At 44.0% G+C, this 16670-nt stretch carries 16 protein-coding genes; 12 read left to right on the plus strand and 4 right to left on the minus strand.

The window, feature by feature from the left end; all coding sequences use genetic code 11:
• Positions 1–31: 31 nt before the first annotated feature.
• The 3 genes from IRB79_RS06185 to IRB79_RS28010 all read left to right on the plus strand — a co-directional run bounded on the left by IRB79_RS06185 (position 32) and on the right by IRB79_RS28010 (position 2953).
• The gene (locus IRB79_RS06185) at positions 32–1156 is read left to right on the plus strand and encodes a DEAD/DEAH box helicase (protein ID WP_243507429.1); all 1125 of its coding nucleotides are present in this window, start codon (positions 32–34) and stop codon (positions 1154–1156) included.
• Between the two features lie 124 nt (positions 1157–1280).
• Positions 1281–2756, plus strand: coding sequence for an amidase family protein (locus tag IRB79_RS06190; protein WP_243507431.1), 1476 nt, complete (start codon positions 1281–1283; stop codon positions 2754–2756).
• A 62-nt stretch (positions 2757–2818) separates the two neighbouring features.
• Positions 2819–2953 carry a hypothetical protein gene (locus IRB79_RS28010; RefSeq protein WP_019382593.1) on the plus strand — a complete coding sequence of 45 codons (135 nt, stop codon included), beginning with the start codon at positions 2819–2821 and terminating at the stop codon, positions 2951–2953.
• 407 nt (positions 2954–3360) lie between these two features.
• Here the strand turns inward: IRB79_RS28010 and IRB79_RS06195 are convergent, their stop codons facing one another.
• Complete coding sequence (locus IRB79_RS06195) at positions 3361–4887, minus strand: FAD-dependent oxidoreductase (protein ID WP_243507433.1); 1527 nt, start codon at positions 4885–4887, stop codon at positions 3361–3363.
• A 211-nt stretch (positions 4888–5098) separates the two neighbouring features.
• Here IRB79_RS06195 and IRB79_RS06200 point away from each other — a divergent pair, with 211 nt between their 5' ends.
• The 6 genes from IRB79_RS06200 (at position 5099) to mutM (ending at position 11454) form a co-directional block, all read left to right on the plus strand.
• The gene (locus tag IRB79_RS06200) at positions 5099–5332 is read left to right on the plus strand and encodes a hypothetical protein (protein ID WP_243507435.1); all 234 of its coding nucleotides are present in this window, start codon (positions 5099–5101) and stop codon (positions 5330–5332) included.
• Positions 5333–5398: 66 nt separating this feature from the next.
• On the plus strand, positions 5399–6520 hold the full coding sequence (locus tag IRB79_RS06205) for a GerAB/ArcD/ProY family transporter (protein WP_243507437.1): 1122 nt from the start codon (positions 5399–5401) through the stop codon (positions 6518–6520).
• A complete protein-coding gene (locus IRB79_RS06210) occupies positions 6517–8106 on the plus strand; it encodes a spore germination protein (RefSeq protein WP_243507439.1) in 1590 nt (529 codons plus the stop codon). Before IRB79_RS06205 ends, IRB79_RS06210 begins: the two co-directional genes overlap by 4 nt.
• Positions 8103–9296 carry a Ger(x)C family spore germination protein gene (locus IRB79_RS06215; protein ID WP_243507441.1) on the plus strand — a complete coding sequence of 398 codons (1194 nt, stop codon included), beginning with the start codon at positions 8103–8105 and terminating at the stop codon, positions 9294–9296. The genes IRB79_RS06210 and IRB79_RS06215 overlap by 4 nt, the downstream gene beginning before the upstream one ends.
• A gap of 123 nt (positions 9297–9419) precedes the next feature.
• Positions 9420–10556 carry a trans-sulfuration enzyme family protein gene (locus tag IRB79_RS06220; RefSeq protein ID WP_243507443.1) on the plus strand — a complete coding sequence of 379 codons (1137 nt, stop codon included), beginning with the start codon at positions 9420–9422 and terminating at the stop codon, positions 10554–10556.
• 88 nt (positions 10557–10644) lie between these two features.
• Positions 10645–11454 carry a bifunctional DNA-formamidopyrimidine glycosylase/DNA-(apurinic or apyrimidinic site) lyase gene (gene mutM, locus IRB79_RS06225; protein WP_243507445.1) on the plus strand — a complete coding sequence of 270 codons (810 nt, stop codon included), beginning with the start codon at positions 10645–10647 and terminating at the stop codon, positions 11452–11454.
• Positions 11455–11488: 34 nt separating this feature from the next.
• On the opposite strand, the gene IRB79_RS06230 is transcribed toward mutM, so the two are convergent.
• Positions 11489–11632, minus strand: a complete 144-nt coding sequence (locus tag IRB79_RS06230; RefSeq protein WP_243507447.1) for a hypothetical protein — start codon at positions 11630–11632, stop codon at positions 11489–11491.
• Positions 11633–11971: 339 nt separating this feature from the next.
• Here IRB79_RS06230 and rraA point away from each other — a divergent pair, with 339 nt between their 5' ends.
• Both rraA and IRB79_RS06240 read left to right on the plus strand, forming a co-directional pair.
• Positions 11972–12451: a ribonuclease E activity regulator RraA gene (gene rraA, locus IRB79_RS06235; protein ID WP_243507448.1), complete on the plus strand. Its 480-nt coding sequence runs from the start codon at positions 11972–11974 to the stop codon at positions 12449–12451.
• A gap of 90 nt (positions 12452–12541) precedes the next feature.
• Positions 12542–12799 (plus strand): hypothetical protein, encoded by a 258-nt coding sequence (locus tag IRB79_RS06240; protein WP_243507449.1) that lies wholly within the window; start codon positions 12542–12544, stop codon positions 12797–12799.
• 56 nt (positions 12800–12855) lie between these two features.
• Here the strand turns inward: IRB79_RS06240 and IRB79_RS06245 are convergent, their stop codons facing one another.
• Complete coding sequence (locus IRB79_RS06245; protein ID WP_243507450.1) at positions 12856–13791, minus strand: VanW family protein; 936 nt, start codon at positions 13789–13791, stop codon at positions 12856–12858.
• Positions 13792–14020: 229 nt separating this feature from the next.
• Here IRB79_RS06245 and shc point away from each other — a divergent pair, with 229 nt between their 5' ends.
• On the plus strand, positions 14021–15895 hold the full coding sequence (gene shc / locus IRB79_RS06250) for a squalene--hopene cyclase (protein ID WP_243507451.1): 1875 nt from the start codon (positions 14021–14023) through the stop codon (positions 15893–15895).
• 254 nt (positions 15896–16149) lie between these two features.
• Here the strand turns inward: shc and IRB79_RS06255 are convergent, their stop codons facing one another.
• Positions 16150–16665: a hypothetical protein gene (locus tag IRB79_RS06255; RefSeq protein WP_243507452.1), complete on the minus strand. Its 516-nt coding sequence runs from the start codon at positions 16663–16665 to the stop codon at positions 16150–16152.
• Positions 16666–16670 lie beyond the last annotated feature (5 nt).

The raw sequence follows: 16670 nt of genomic DNA on the forward strand, positions 1-16670 counted from the left end.
TTAAACGCGATAAAGTTAAAAGGAGTTACATATGACACAATCTTTTATTGAAAATATGAAGCCATTTATCCAGGAGGCATGGAAAAAGTCTGCATTTGCACAGCCGACGACAGTTCAGTCAGAAGCGGTTCCGCTGGCTTTGGAAGACAGGGATATTATTGCCGAGTCACCGACCGGAACAGGCAAGACACTTGCTTACCTGCTGCCGGTCCTAGAAAAAATTGACCCGGATAAACAGGCGGTCCAGGCCGTCATTTTGGCCTCATCACAGGAGCTTGTAATGCAGATATTAAGCGAGATTCAAAAATGGGCAGAAGGCAGCGGGATTAAAGCCGCTTCTTTTATTGGCGGAGCCAATGTGAAAAGGCAGCTTGAGAAATTGAAGAAGCATCCGCATATCGCTTTAGGAACGCCAGGCCGGGTGCTTGAGCTGATTAAACAGAAAAAGCTCAAAATGCATGAAGTAAAAACAGTTGTCCTTGATGAAGGAGATCAGCTTCTCGTGCCTGAACATGCTCAGACGGTCCAAAATATTGTTAAATCAACGCTTAAAGAACGCCAGGTCCTGTTATTCTCAGCGACACTGCCGCCGGCTGTTGAACAGCTTGCGAAAGAGCTGACAGCTGATGCTGAAGTCATTCGTGTTGAGAAGGATGAAACCATTCAGGCTGCAGGTGTGGACCATATTTATTTTGTGGCAGAAGCACGGGACAAAATTAAAATGCTCGAAAGGATCTCAAGGCTTGAGGACATAAAGGCACTGGTATTTGTTAAGGATATCGGCAACCTAACCGTTATGGCAGAAAAGCTTGATTTTAAAAATATCTCTTCAAGCACTCTGCACAGTGATCTGAGCAAATTCGACAGACAGAAAGCAATCAAGAACTTCCGCACCGGAAAAACCAATATGCTGATTGCCACGGATGTTGCGGCAAGAGGGCTGGACATCAAAGGAATCACCCATGTTGTGCATTTCGACTTCCCGAAAGATATTAATCAATATGTCCATCGTTCAGGAAGAACAGGAAGATTTGGCGCAAGCGGAACCGTTATCTCTCTGGTTACTGAAAGAGAAGAGCGCGAACTCAAGAAAATGGCCAAAGAACTTGGCCTAACTGCAGAAAAGAAAGTAATGCGCGGCGGCCAGATCGTATAAAATTAATGTGCCAGGCACCTATCAGTTGGTGCCTGGCATTCTTTTTATTAAAAGGATTTTCTCCTATTCTAAGCGAATTAGTAAGTGGAGCTTTATTTAACTAAAGAATAAGGGGAAATCGATAATGGAAAATCCAAGGCTAAAGAGCTTTCATGATGACTGTCTGCTTGAAGCGACGATAGATGAATTGCAGGAAAAAATAAAGAATGGGGAAATTACCTCCAAAGAACTTGTATTGATGTACATGAACCGGATTGGACAGCTGGATAAAAACATTCATTCTGTTTTAGAACTCAATCCGGATGCACTGCATATTGCAGCTGCTCTGGATGCGGAAAGAGAAGAGCAGGGGCCGCGCAGCCCTCTTCACGGCATTCCCATATTGTTAAAGGATAATATCGATACAGGGGACAAAATGCAGACAACTGCAGGTTCACTCGCCCTGAAGAATCATTGTGCACAGAAGGATTCGTTTGTGGCCTCTCAATTAAGGCAAGCGGGAGCAGTCATCTTAGGAAAAACAAATATGACAGAATGGGCCAATTTTATGACGGAAGGAATGCCCAGCGGATACAGCTCACGAGGCGGACAGACCTTGAATCCATATGGACCGGGTAAATTTGATGTTGGAGGCTCCAGCGCAGGATCCGGTGCAGCCATCGCCGCTAATTTTGCGGCCGCAGCCATTGGAACGGAGACATCAGGTTCCATTTTAAGTCCAGCCAGCCAAAATTCTCTCGTTGGAATTAAGCCGACAGTCGGACTTGTCAGCCGAACCGGCATTATTCCGATTGCCCATAGCCAGGATACTGCCGGACCTATGGCGAGAACGGTTAAGGATGCCGCTTTATTATTGAACGTGCTTGCAGTACCTGACGAAAATGATCCGATTACCCTGACAAATAAAGATCTGCAGGGCAAGGATTTTACCGTTTTCCTTGATGAAGCCGGATTAAAGGGTGCACGAATCGGCATCGCCAGGGAGACTTATTTTGACTATTTAAGTTCTGAAAAGCTCTCTGTGATGAATAAGGCAGTAGCCCGATTAAAAGAGCTTGGTGCAGAGGTGCAGGACGAAGTGCTGATTCCTTCCACCAATGAAGAGTGGAGCTATGATGTCCTGACATATGAATTTAAAGCTGATTTGAATGCCTACCTGCGAACTGTCGCGCCGCACCTTAATATCCGGACACTGTCCGATGTCATTAATTTTAATGAAAATAACAGCGAAAAGTGCTTAAAATACGGACAATCCATCCTGGTTGAATCAGAGGAAACAAGCGGAGATCTGACGGAAATGGCCTATATATCTGCACTTGAGAAAGATATCTATTTTTCAGGAGAAAAGGGCATTGATTACGTAATGAAAGAACATCATCTCGATGCCATCGTATTCCCGAATAATTATGGTGCAGGCATCCCTGCAAAAGCGGGATATCCATCCATCACAGTGCCGGCCGGCTATACTCCTGAGGGTGAGCCGGTGGGCATCACATTTACAGGGCTTGCCTATAGTGAACCGCTCCTCATTAAAATTGCTTATGCATTTGAACAGGCCACCAAGCATAGAAAAGCTCCAGAACTTGGAGTGCTGGCATAGAATAACTGCCGGTTAATTGACTCATACTACTTCTGAAAAACAAAAAAGGAGCAGATGAGAATATGGGCAGAACTAAACGCGGCAACGGCAATGCACAGCGCAATAACAATAAACACAGACCGCAGCGCACAAGTGAAGAGCTTGTTGAATTCACAACCGGAAGCAAAGAAAAGAAAGAAAACAACGTGCAGGACTGATGAACCAAATCCTCCTTTTTAGAAGGGGGATTTTTTGTTGCTGGAAAAAGTCTATCTGAAAATAAAAATGAGCTATGCCGCAATAAAAAAGTCTATCCGAAAATAAATATGAGCTATCTGCAAGTAAAATCCAGCTATCCGAAAATAAAAGCAGTGCACAATCTCTCAGGCAGCCACATGTACAAAGTAAAAGTGCTTCAGCACATAAAAATAAGCTATCCGCACAGAAAAAAATTTATCCGCACATAAAAGTGAGGTATCCGAACAGAAGAATTTTTATCCGCACATAAATCGGTACTATCTCCATAACACGCAAGTAAATCCTCGCAAAAATGATGATAAATGCATAGAAAAAGACAGTTTTCCAAGGAAGACTGTCTTCATTTCTTCAAAAAACCACGAATGAGTTAATCTTCAACTTTTTTAAGATGCTTGGCAGCCGGTCCTTCAACGACTGTTCCGTCATAGGAGAAGCGGGAGCCGTGGCATGGGCAGTCCCAGGTGCGGTCGCCGTGGTTCCATTCGCATTCACATCCCATATGGGTGCAGGTGGTATCCACAAGATGAAGGCTGCCTTCTGGATCCCTGTATGCACCTGTCCGCTTGCCATTGATCATCACGACTCCGCCTTCATCATGAGACAGATCTGCCATTTCTTTCGGCACGAATTCAAGCTTCCCTTTGATCAGCTGTCCGGCTACATCTGTATTGGCCGCAATAAATTTCTTGATGCTTGGGTCAGCCTGAAATCTGGATGGTGTAAACAGCTCGGCATAAGGGTTGTCCCTTTCCATAATCTGATCTTTTATCAGCATGGCGGCGGCTGTCCCGTTTGTCATTCCCCATTTCCGGTAGCCGGTTGCGACAAAGATATTCTTCTGTTTGGACGTAATTGGTCCGATATACGGTACTTTATCAAGCGTATATAAATCCTGGGCAGACCAGCGATAAGGATAATCGGTTATGCCGAGCACATCTTCCGCAAAAGTTTCAAGGGCTTCGTAGTGCTTCATCGTATCTGGTCCATGGCCAGTCTTGTGGCCGTCGCCGCTCACTAAAATGAGTTTGTCTCCGTTATAGGGTGTGTACCTCAGTGAGCGGGTCGGTGAATCGGCACTATAATACATGCCTCCAGGAAAATCCTCTTTGGTTTTTACGCCAAGTACATAAGATCTTTCCGGAGATAATCTGGCAAAATAAAAACCTTTCATATCCGCAAAAGGGAAGTGGGAAGCAGCGATAACATATTTGCATTTCAGGCGATGGCCTTCTCTGGTCACGACATCAGGGAGGCTGCCTTCTTCAATGTCTGCAGCTGTTGTATTTTCATAAACAATACCGCCCATATCCACAAAGTCTTTAAGCAGCTTTTTCAAGTATTTCACCGGATGAAACTGGGCCTGGTCAAACATGGAAAGCACTGCTTTTGTGCTGATGTTAAAAGGAATGTTTTCTTTCATACCGTGTGGAATTCCGAGTTTTTCATAGGCTTGCCGCTCTTTTTCTACTTTTTGTGCATACTCTTCTGAAACAGCATATATAATTGCTTCTTCATTGCTAAAGTCGCATTCAATTTGCTTTTCGGCAACTGTGCTCCGGACGAAATTCAGTGCATCAGCCGAAGCCTGATAATAGAGCTTGGCTTTTTCCTCGCCGAAATGGCTGATCAATTCATCATATATTAAGCCATGCTGTGCCGTCACTTTAGCCGTTGTATGTCCGGTAGTGCCGTTCAAAATATTGCCGGCTTCAAGAATCGCTACTTTATATCCTTCTTTGGCAAGAAGGTATCCAGCTGTAATCCCGGTAATGCCGCCGCCTACAATTGCAATTTCCGTTTGAGCATCTTCTCTGAGCTTGTCGAAGGCCGGAAGTTCCTCCTCCCTCCAATAAGGCTCTGGATATTGGGGCGTTTTGTGGTTGGATGTCGTCATACCCTGTCCTCCTGTAACGTTATATTCGTTCATAATTTTTCCTGAAAGCCCTATTCCTATACAAATTCTCCTTCTCTAACCATACCCATAAAATTGTTAATTAATCAGGGGGAATAATAAATCCGGTTCTCCACTGTTTTTTTATCATTTCTGGATAAAATGTGCAGGCCGAGAAAAGATATACAGTATCGAATGTTAATGGGGTACAGTCATGATTACATTTAGCTATCTGGCCATTTTTCTGTTAATGACTTTAACAGCTGCGTTTTTTGATATGAAAATATTTGATTATACGATCTGGGAAGCTTTGAGGAATTTACTGTTTAAGGAGATTGCCACTGGAAGAATGATCATTATTGTTTCTGTATTTATTGGATTGGCTTCAAGTGCAGTCATTGATTTTCGCCTTTTTAAAGCGAAGAAAAAAACGGGGTCATCCCAGTAGACACTCCATGTGGTGACAGAGGGAAGATTTTTAGCGCGCATACATTTAAAAGGGATTGGTGATGGAATGTTAAAAGAGAATATCTCTCTCAGCCAGCTGCTGACATTGTTGATCAATTTCCTTTTAGGAAGCGCCATTGTTGTCGGAGTAGGCGGGGATGCCAAGAAAGATGCCTGGATTGCAATCGCAGCCGCCATAATGATTGGGTTTGGAATCATGCTATTCTATTACTCTTTAATCAGCCGGGTGCCTGGAAAAAATTTATTCGAGCTGATGGAGTTTGGCTTTAAAAGGCCGCTTGCAATCATTTTTTCTATTACTTACGTGGTTTATTTCCTATACCTTGCCTGCAGGGTGGTCCGTGATTTTGGCGAATTGATTGCTTCGGCCATTCTGCCGTCGACGCCGATTGAAATCATCTCGCTGACCATCTGTCTGCTGATGGCTTATATTTTATATCTTGGTCTTGAAGTCCTGGGGAGAACTTCGGAAATTTTTACTCCTTATTTATTCGGATTTTTGTTTCTTCTAACCATCCTATTATTTGCAAGCGGCAATGCCAATTTACATGAGATTAAGCCTGTGCTTGGGGATGGGCTTAAGCCAGTTTTGAATGCGCTTTTTCCAACTTTGATCGTGTTTCCTTTTGGCGAGCTTATTGCATTTACACTCATTCTTCCGGTTGTAACCAACTTTAAATATTGCCTGCGTGTGTCATTGCTGGGGGTGGGAATTGCAGGTGCGCTTTTATTATTTGCGATGTTTCTGATGATTGTCACACTGGGGGCTGATGCTTTGCTGCGTTCCAATTTTCCCATGCTCAGTTCAGCGCGCGAGGTCTCAATCGGCAATTTCATTGAAAGAATTGATGCACTCGTTGTTTTTATTATGATGCTGGGGATTTTGGTCAAGGGGTCGGTGTTCATGTTTGCAGGATTGAAAGGCCTTGAGTACACCTTCCGGCTTCCTTACCGGTATTTTTCATTGCCGGTGGCCATGATTGTTTCATCTTTTTCTATATTAATATCAGTAAACTTCGGTGATCATTGGCAGGAGGGGCTTGAGATGGTACCATACTTCCTGCACTTGCCATTGCAGTTCGGACTGCCATCACTTCTGCTGATCGCAGTTTTATGGAAGCGGCGAAAGAAAAAGGCTAAACCCGGCGTGAAGGGGATGAAGTTTTGAGTATTCTTAAATCACTTTTAAAAATGCACAAAAAGAAAGAATATCCTGTTCAGCCTGAGCAAGCTGCAGACACTGGCCCAGATCTTAAAAGCATGAGTCTGGAACAGCTGAAAAAAAGAATAAATGCAGAGTTCGGAAGCACAGTTGATTTAAGCATGGATGAGCTGAAAACAGAGGGGAAAGATTCTTTGCTCATCTATCTTACAACTATGATTGATACAAAATTATTAAAGGAAACGATTCTTCAATCGCTCAGCGGGAAGGAGGATGGCATTGAATTAACAACGGAGGACGATCTGAAATCACTATGCAAGGAGAAATTCGGAGGGGCAGGCTACCAGCTGGTTGAGTCATTCGATGAAATCATTACAGCGCTGCTTTATGGAAACATCATTATTATTTTTAAAGATATGGAAAAAGCGCTTTCCCTTTCCATGGCTTCCGGTGAAGACCGGTCCATTACAGAGCCAAGCACCCAGACCGTTATAAGGGGTCCAAAGGATGGGTTTGTAGAATCAATCTCAACAAATGTAAGCCTGCTGAGGAGAAGAATTAAAAACAGAAAGCTTCGTTTTGAAAAATTCATTATTGGATCTGAGACCCATACTTCCGTGTACATCGGATATATGGAGGGCATCTCAAATAAAAAGATCGTCCAGGAAGTCCGCAAAAGGCTTTGGCAGATAAAGGTGAACGCTATCTTTGAATCTGGAAATATTGAAGAGCTGATTGCTGACAAATCCGCCACACCTTTTCCGCTGGCGCTGAATACAGAAAGGCCTGACGCAGTAGCATCCAATTTGCTTGAAGGGAAAATTGCCATCCTTGTTGACGGGACTCCTTTTGTGCTGGTGGTTCCGGCTGTTCTGGTTGATTTCTTTTCCATTGCAGAAGATTATTATCAAAACTTCATGATGGGAAGCTTTTTAAGAATGATCAGGTATTTATCATTTATGATTGCCTTGATTATGCCATCCTTATATGTCGGTATTTTAACCTTTCATCATGAGCTTCTTCCGACACCGCTGCTTCTCGGCATCATTGCACAGCGGGAAGGAGTGCCGTTTCCGGCAGTCATTGAAGTGTTATTGATGGAAGTTACCTTTGAGATTCTCCGTGAGGCCGGTGTTCGGATGCCAAGGGCTGTCGGGCAGACTGTATCAATTGTAGGCGCTCTCGTCATTGGACAGGCTGCAGCTGAAGCAGGGATTATATCGAATATAATGGTCATCATTGTCGCCATTACAGCCATAGCCAATTTTGTATCACCCACTTATAGTTTTGCTGCAGCAGCAAGGCTGTTAAGATTCCTGCTGATCATTGTGTCAGCCTTTCTGGGCTTATACGGCGTCCTGATTATTCTTGTTTTTATTGTGGCTCATTTGAGCTCTCTCAGATCCTTTGGCGTTCCGTATCTTTCACCGGTTGCTCCGTTTATCATCGAACAGCAGAAAGATGTCTTTTTCCGATTCCCGATTTGGAGCATGAGGAAGCGGCCAGCTTATCTAAAAACACAGAATCCTGAAAAGTTTACAAAGACAGGGTCGCCTTCTCCTCCTCCAATGGAAGGAGAGCAGTCCAATTGAGAAAATATGGTGTGATGTTCGCCGTTTTTTTGACGGCTATACTGCTCTCTGGATGCTGGGATCAGAGAGAGCTGGGTGAAATAACGGTTGTGACAGGAATGGCTGTGGATAAGGGCGAGGATGATAAGTATACCCTGACTGTAGAAGGCATTAATGCAACAGAGTTGAATAACCGCACCGCCAGCGGTTATGCTCCATCGATTGTTTATTCTGCTGAAGGAAACTCTTTGGCTGAGCTGACCTATAGAGTGAATGAAGGAATGTCCAGGCATTTGATCTATTCCCACATGCGCACTCTGATAATCGGAGAGGAACTTGCTAAAGAAGGGATTATTGACTTTATTGATTTTCTGGAAAGAAACAGGGAAATCCGGGATGATTTTAATATATTGATTGCAAGAGGGGGAAAGGGATCTGATGTATTAAGAGTGACGTATCAATTCCAGAAATCAACCTCTTTAAAATTGCACACTCAGCTGGACACCATGATGAAGGATTGGGGCGGAGATCCAGGGGTGAGGATGAATGATGTCATTACAGCCTGGACAGCTCCGGGCCGTCAGCCTGTAATGGCCGCTGTCCGGATTAAGGGTGACCCGGAAGCAGGAGCCAGTGCGGAAAATATGATGAAGGTCACCCCGGATGCACTAGTGGTCCTGGACTCTTTGGCTATATTCAAGGGTGATAAACTGGAAGGATTTCTGACACTGGAGGATTCAAGAAATTACTTATGGATTCAGGATAAAATCGTTAAAACCTCTATTACGATAGAATGCAGTGAAAATCAGTATATGGGATTACGAGTATATGATACAAGTACAAGGATTAAAGGGAAACTCGAAAATGGAAAAGCAAAAATTAATGTAAAAATCAGAGCAGAGGCATATATTGACGGGACTCATTGCAACGATCAGTTTGATAAAGCAAAGACATACGAGGAAAGTGGGAAGACTGCTCAGAAACAGATTAATGAAATGGTCACAGAAACGATTGAGAAGGTCCAGCAGGAATATGGAACCGATATTTTCGGTTTTGGTGAAGTTGTGCTGAGACAGGATTATCAGGATTTCAAAAAAGTCCAGAAAAACTGGGATGAAAAATTTGCTGATGCTGATATAAATGTAGACACAACTTTAATCATTCGGCGAACAGGCATCAGGACTAAAAGCTTTCTGAAGGAAGTAAAGTAGAGATCCTTTCCTTCATTGACGCATAAAAGCTGTATTGATATAATTTTTCTATAATTCAGCTAATTTCGCATTAAAGGTCTGGGCGTTGTCCAGCCCTTATTTCTTTTAAAGGGGAAAGGCCAAATGAATTTTGAAACTTCTGTTCTGCACAAGAAAAATAAGAGCAATCGCAAGATTAAAAGTAAAGTAACACCGATCTATCAAACTTCCGCCTTCGCATTCAATGATCTGGAAGAGTTGGAGGGATTTTATCAGGGAAACGGCAATTATCTCTATTCCCGGGTCGGAAATCCGAATACGGATGAGCTTGGGGACTTAATTGCAAGCCTGGAAGGAGCACCAGCCGGGACGGCTGCCTCATCCGGTTTATCCGCTATTCTGGCGGGAGTGCTTGCTGTGGTCAAAAGCGGCGACCATATTGTGGCAGCGGATGACCTGTACGGCGGCAGCTTCCATTTAATCAAGGAAGAGCTGTCACAGCTCGGTATAGAAGTAACCGTTGTTCCTTTTTCAGATGCTGTGCAGGTGGAGGGAGCCATACAGGAGAATACAAAACTTCTTTATTCTGAATCCATCACAAATCCATTATTGCGGGTGGAGAACCTTGAAGAAGTCGTCCGCCTCGCGAAGAAGCATAATCTCGTTACCCTGATCGATAATACATTTGCCACTCCCTATCATTGCCAGCCTTATTTGAAAGGCATTGATTTAGTCGTCCACAGTGCAACCAAATACTTAGGCGGGCATAGCGATATTACAGCAGGTGTCCTGGCTGGAAATGAAGAACTGGTCGGAAAAGCACGCGGAAAAATTGTAAACCTCGGGGCTAATTTAAGTCCGTTTGAGGCCTGGCTGACATGCAGGGGCGCGAAAACTCTGGCTCTCAGAATGAAGCAGCAGTCCGCAAATGCCAGAAGAGTGGCAAGGGCATTAGAGCAAAATCAAGAAATAAAAAATGTCTATTATCCTTTTCAGCACGGTGAAGAAGGGTTCGGCGCCATTGTTACGATTGAATTGGCTGACAATGCTGATGTGAATGAGTTTTTTAGAGAGCTGGGGTGGATTAAAATTGTGCCGACACTTGCGGGTGTTGAAACGTCCGTATCCCATCCGCTGACAACATCTCACCGGGCACTGCCTCCAGAAGTATGCAATGAACTCGGCATTACCAAGCAGGTGGTGCGGATATCCATCGGAATTGAACATGCGGATGATATCATGGCACAGCTGAATGAGGCAATTATTCGGAGTCTGGGATGAATTCTGTCAAATCCGTGTAATTTTCAGGAATGAAGTGATTCCTTCCATTAAATACTAAGGTAACAGTATTTAGGAAGGAGCTGACACCATGCCTGAACTTCCGGAAATGGAAACCTACAGAAGGCTGTTAACGGAGCAGCTGGCCCGTAAAGTCATTACTGATGTAGAAGTAAATCGGGAAAAGTCCATCAACGTGCAGCCTGCCCAATTCAAAAGTCAGCTGATAAATGCGCAAATAACCGAAATCACCCGAAGGGCTAAACATCTTATTTTTAAGCTGAGTTCCGGTAAAAATCTGTTGCTGCATCTGATGCTTGGCGGCTGGATGTATATTGGCAATGAAGCGGACAATCCTGACCGCACCAAACAGGTCATTATTTCTTTTGGGGATAAAAAGCTTTACTTTATTGGACTTAGACTTGGCTATCTCCACTTGCTGACAGACACAGAGGTGGAAAATGAGCTTTCAGATCTGGGACCGGAGCCTCTGGATCAAACGTTGGGATTTCCGGCCTTCCGCGAACTGATCGGAAGCAGAAGAGGAATGCTGAAAACGACATTCATCAATCAGCAGTTTCTTTCGGGAATCGGCAACTGCTACAGTGATGAAATCTGTTTTGAGGCTGGGCTGCTGCCTATGAGAAAAGCAGATGAATTGGATGAGGAAGAATTAAAAATCCTGTATCAGTCTATGAAGGGCGTATTAACCCGGGCCATTCAGTATGGGGGCTATATGGAAGAGCCTTTGTTTAAAGCAGATGCTAAAACCGGGGGTTATAATGAGCAGTGCAGAGTGTATGATCGAGAAGGAGAGCCATGCCTCCGCTGCAGCAGCCCTATAGTGAAAGAAGAAATATCTTCTCGGAAAACGTTTTACTGCGCAAATTGCCAAAACTAAGAAAGAGGCTGCCTTTACTTGCAGCCTCTTTTCTCTACTCTTCCGGATCAGTCTGAATCCTATCAACTGTCGTGGAATCACGGGAATCCATTGCACCCTTTAGAAAATGGACAAGCATAAATCCGGCCAGTCCCAATGAAACCATAAAACCGATTGTAATTGCCCACATTAAAGCCATTCCTTAACCTCCCTATTTTCATAAGATAGAAAGTATAAAATCTTGAACGTCGATAACTGTCTAGCTCCAGCGCCTACCCCCTCGAGGTCACAAGCCAATCCTCCCAAAAAGGCAAAGAACGCCTTTCCGGGAGGCTCGTCTTGTGCTTGTCGGGGGTGGGCAAGGCGCTTCCGCTTTTCTGAACCAAGAGCGTTTCCTTACTAAAAGGTATATGCCTGAAATCATCAATCTTTCCCTTTCGATTATTAAAAAAGGAAGGGAACAGGGTGCTGCATATCGAAGTAAAGAAGATGGCATAAAGTGTTTTACAGCCAAAAGCGCTAAAGGAGGAGATCTCTTTTGGATTTCAAAACGGCCGATTTATGTGATGACCACAGCAAAGATCTGCTTATTTGCCAGCAGGAGTTTAAATTTTATGGGCAAAAAAGAAAGTTTTCCGGTCCCATTTCAACGGTTAGAGTGTTTGAAGATAACGTTCTGGTAAAAGAGGCACTGGAGTCCATTCCAGAGGGAAGTGTACTGGTGGTGGATGGCGGCGGATCAAAAAGATGCGCCTTAATGGGTGACCGGCTTGGTGAAATTGCCCAATCAAGAAAGCTTGCCGGTGTGATCATTTATGGGTGCGTTCGGGATACAGTGGAGCTTGGAAGCCTTGATTCAGGCATCTTGGCACTTGGCAGCAATCCTTTAAAAAGCCGAAAAGAAGGAAAAGGGGATCGAAACATCCCAGTTACGTTCGGCGGGATTGACTGGAAGCCGGGAGAATATGTATATGCAGATGAAGATGGCGTGATTGTCTCTTCGAAAGCTCTTATCTAAAGCAGAACACCCGCTGATAAGCGGGTGTTCTCTTTTTATAGCACTTTCCTGCTTAACACAGAATACCGTATTTAAAAGGGGGTGCACCATATGTTTATAATCTTTATATTATTTTGGGCAGTCGGCATTTATTTTTTGTTCCGCAGCAGGAATGAGGAAGAAAAGCTTTTGATCCTGAAACTGATTGGTTATTATCTATTAGGAACATTTACATTTAGCTTTAATGGCATTGTTTTGCCAGTTGGTTTTGTAATCAGTTTATTCCTAAAGCCCCGGCAGAACAGAAGCGTGAAGCGCAGCTCTGCGATCTTCGGGCTGGTAATAATGGTCATCGGCCTTTTTTTATAGATTACATTAAATTAGTCAGATTTGGATGCCTGCCTGAATGCATGCTAACAAAGCTATCAATCCTCTAAAATCGCTTCCTTTTCAATGCTGATTTCTTCCGGCAGCATTGTTGACGCTTTAGGGACCTGGCGGGGCTCATAATCAATTTCATCAGAGGAATATACTCTGATTACCACTTGGCCATGCATAGCTTTTGCCCGTATGAGCAGGGGAGAGCTGTAACGGTTCTTAAAGGTGAAATCCGGGCCATACCAGCTTACAGTTGCATCTCGGCCAGGCGGTACATAGGGAACCTTTTTGCTGTGGGAATAACGCTCGATCACTTTGACGCCTGCCCGGTCAACTGCATTGAATAGAGTGGAGGATACCTGACAGATCCCGCCCCCGATATCTTCTGACAGTTCCCCTCTAACGATAACCGGAGCACGCTTATAGCCTTTCCCTGCCGTTCTTTTGCCGACAGCACGGTTAAAAGAAAATACTTCATTCGGAAAAACAACATAATTATCAAGGGATTCTGCTGCAAGCTGGATATTATGGGAGCGTGATGTGTTATTCGGATTAAAATACGTAACATACTGGCCGATCATTTTAACCCGGATATGGGAGATAAGATCCCGATCCACTCTCGGGTAAACGGGGAGTGTTGGGATCTCAATTTTAGCTGGCCTGTTACTGTAAAAATATGTATAAAAAACATCTGTGAATGCTTTGCGGTGCAGTATTCTTCCAGGCTTCTCAGCAACGACACGCCCGCTTTCGCCTATGTACGCGTTCTTAGGCGGAATATACGTCTGGCGATCTAATTTTTCCAGGAGCTGAATAAACCGTTCACCGTCCAATAGCGGAAGCCCGGGAAACGGCATTTGATATTCTGTCCTGTTGACACTTGCAATGGATCTGCCGTCATGTTCAATGGATAAGTCATCAGGAAGACTGGCAGTTTGAGTTTGTGTTAATAGCATGATCCCCAATACCCATGAGAATTTCATATCGCTGATGCACCTCCGACCTTAGTATGGGCAGGAGAGAATTGTTTCATGTGCCGAAAAAATGATTGATTATAGGCATCTCTTTGAACAGCTGCCATGAAGCCATGTCATCATGCCCGGGACTGCTGCAACATTCTCTGTCCGTTAGAAAGCCCTTAGCACACTCTCTCGGAATGTCGAATTCTTTAATTGATTAAGGAATATAGTGTAATAAAACTTTAGTGAGGGAATGAGGAATGTGCAGCTAGTCAAGGCAGAAATCAGCCGGTTAAGCGAATTGCTGAAAAGCAGCCAATCTCAGGATGGCTCATGGGCGTATCCTTTTGAAATTGGAATCATGACTGATGCTTATATGATTATCCTTTTGCGGACGCTTAACACGAAGGATGAAACGCTCATTCAAAAATTGGCGGAGAGAATTGAAAGCCGCCAGGATAAGAGTGGTGCGTGGAAGCTTTTTAGAGACGAAAAAAAAGGGAACTTATCTTTAACCATTGAAGCCTATTACGCCCTTTTGTACTCAGGCTATAGACAGAGGCATGATCCGCATCTGGCAGCTGCAAGGAAATTTATTTTATCAAAGGGCGGGATAAAAAAAGCAGGATTATTTACGAAAATCTTGCTTGCCATGACAGGCCAATATCCATGGCCGGCTGTTTTTCCAGTGCCCATCGAAATTGTGCTGCTTCCTCCATCCAGCCCAATCAGCATCTACCAGCTTTCGAGCTTTGCCAGAATTAATCTCCTGCCGGTTATCCTGCTTGGCAGCAAAAAATTCAGGAGAAGAACGGAAAATAGTCCGGATCTGGATGAAATCTATGGAACAAGGGACAGGGAAGAGCTATGGGAAGAAAGACGTTCTGATGAATGGAGAGAACTTGGTAACATTCTTACCGGCATGGCCGAAAGCTTAATTGGAATTCCTGAACGTCTCCGCAGTATGGCATATGAGGGAACAAAGCAATATATGCTCGAGCGGATTGAACCGGATGGAACATCATTAAATTATTTCAGCAGCACTTTTTATATGATTTTTGCCCTCCTCGCTCTAGGCTACTCTCCCAAAGATCCAGTCATCATCAAGGCGGTGAAGGGATTAAAGGGAATGTCCTGTACAATAGATGGACATATCCATTTTCAATTCACTGACGCTAAAGTATGGAATACGGCTTTAATTTCCCACGCCCTCCAGGAGGCAGGTGTAGATGAATCAGATGCGGCGATTCTTAAAGCAAATAAATATTTGCTGTCAAAGCAGCAAACCCGTCACGGAGACTGGACGGTCCACAACCGCAAGGGACTTCCTGGAGGCTGGGGATTTTCAGACTTCAACACTACCCATCCTGATGTGGACGATACGACCGCCAGTCTGAGAAGCATTCACAATCAAACAGGAGCTGCTGTCGAGAAATCCAGGCAGAGAGGAGTACAATGGGCTCTATCCATGCAAAACCGTGATGGGGGGTGGCCGGCATTTGAAAAAAATGTGGATAGCCGCCTGCTGAATCTAATTCCCATTCAAGGAGCAGAGTTTATTCTCACCGATCCGTCCACAGCAGATTTAACTGGCAGAACCATTGAATATTTAGGCATCTTCACTACAGGAGCTGAACCTTCAATTAAAAGAGGAATAGGCTGGCTGAAAAAGAATCAGAGAAGAGACGGTTCCTGGTATGGACGCTGGGGGATTTGCTATCTGTATGGAACCTGGGCAGCCCTTACCGGCCTCGCCGCTGCAGGGGAAAAGAAAGATGAAGAGTACATCAGAAAAGCGGTTGAGTGGCTGAAGTCTGTGCAGAATGAAGACGGCGGCTGGGGAGAATCCTGCAGAAGCGATATGGAAAAACGCTATGTTCCATTGGGAAGCAGTACATTAACACATACTGCCTGGGCCGTGGATGCTTTAATTGCCGTTTCTAATGAAAACAGCCCTGAGATCAGGAAAGGCATTGCCTTCCTGATTCGCGAGGGCCAAAGAAATGACTGGACGACAGATTACCCAAAAGGGCAAGGAATGGCCGGCTTCCTATACATGCACTATCACAGCTACCGGTATATTTGGCCGCTATTGGCACTAGGCCATTATGAAAAGAAATTTATGTAAAAAGGAAGCTCCGAATGATTGGGGCTTCCTTTTTTTATTGGCTTATTAATTAGGGTTATTGCGGATAATTTTGAGGTTTCGCTCATAATACTGGAATATCGCCGATAAAACTGAGATTTCGCTCATAACTTTGAAGTTTCGCCGATAAATCCGAGATTTCGCTCATAACTTTGAAATTTCGCCGATAAAACCAAAATTTCGCTCATAACTTTGAAATTCCGCCCATAAAACCGAAAATTCGCTCATACTCCTGCTCATTTTCTTTTCTCCTCATCAATCAGCTGGCAGTCTGCTGAGGAATCATCTTTATTTTTATCAAACCAGAGCTTGTACATGGCCTTACCGTCACTAAGCGTGCCATCTGCCATATCCATTGGCAGCAGGGCGAAAAAGACGTAATAAAAGGAGAAATATACAAATTGGTACCACAGCATGTTAGCTTCCAGAATGACCATCCGGATCAGGTAATTTACAATAAAAATACTGCCTATGTTAAAAATAGACCCTCCTAAAAAGATAAGAGATTTGGTCAGTTTATTGTTGTATTTTAAAGAGGTAAACTCACACCCTCCATACCAGAAGTAAAACCGTCTAACCTCCAAAAACCTCATTGAGAATAGTATTTTGCCTGTGCCAATGATAACTCGGATCCCTTTTCCTCCAAAAATGCCTGCAAAGAAGATATGTCCCAATAAATGAATCAGTGTGACCACCGGGTAAACCACAAAAAAAGCTTGAATGAATTTCAAAAAATCATCATACCCAAACACGGGAG

It is taken from the genome of Cytobacillus oceanisediminis (assembly GCF_022811925.1).
Classification (GTDB): domain Bacteria; phylum Bacillota; class Bacilli; order Bacillales; family Cytobacillaceae; genus Cytobacillus; species Cytobacillus oceanisediminis_D.

What these genes read in the sequence shown, in the direction of transcription:
- IRB79_RS06185 (WP_243507429.1), top strand. Translation starts at nt 32, where the DNA reads ATGACACAATCTTTTATTGAAAATATGAAGCCATTTATCCAGGAGGCA.
- IRB79_RS06190 (WP_243507431.1), top strand. Translation starts at nt 1,281, where the DNA reads ATGGAAAATCCAAGGCTAAAGAGCTTTCATGATGACTGTCTGCTTGAA.
- IRB79_RS28010 (WP_019382593.1), top strand. Translation starts at nt 2,819, where the DNA reads ATGGGCAGAACTAAACGCGGCAACGGCAATGCACAGCGCAATAACAAT.
- IRB79_RS06195 (WP_243507433.1), bottom strand. Translation starts at nt 4,887, where the DNA reads ATGACGACATCCAACCACAAAACGCCCCAATATCCAGAGCCTTATTGG.
- IRB79_RS06200 (WP_243507435.1), top strand. Translation starts at nt 5,099, where the DNA reads ATGATTACATTTAGCTATCTGGCCATTTTTCTGTTAATGACTTTAACA.
- IRB79_RS06205 (WP_243507437.1), top strand. Translation starts at nt 5,399, where the DNA reads ATGTTAAAAGAGAATATCTCTCTCAGCCAGCTGCTGACATTGTTGATC.
- IRB79_RS06220 (WP_243507443.1), top strand. Translation starts at nt 9,420, where the DNA reads ATGAATTTTGAAACTTCTGTTCTGCACAAGAAAAATAAGAGCAATCGC.
- mutM (WP_243507445.1), top strand. Translation starts at nt 10,645, where the DNA reads ATGCCTGAACTTCCGGAAATGGAAACCTACAGAAGGCTGTTAACGGAG.
- IRB79_RS06230 (WP_243507447.1), bottom strand. Translation starts at nt 11,632, where the DNA reads ATGGCTTTAATGTGGGCAATTACAATCGGTTTTATGGTTTCATTGGGA.
- IRB79_RS06240 (WP_243507449.1), top strand. Translation starts at nt 12,542, where the DNA reads ATGTTTATAATCTTTATATTATTTTGGGCAGTCGGCATTTATTTTTTG.
- IRB79_RS06245 (WP_243507450.1), bottom strand. Translation starts at nt 13,791, where the DNA reads ATGAAATTCTCATGGGTATTGGGGATCATGCTATTAACACAAACTCAA.
- shc (WP_243507451.1), top strand. Translation starts at nt 14,021, where the DNA reads ATGAGGAATGTGCAGCTAGTCAAGGCAGAAATCAGCCGGTTAAGCGAA.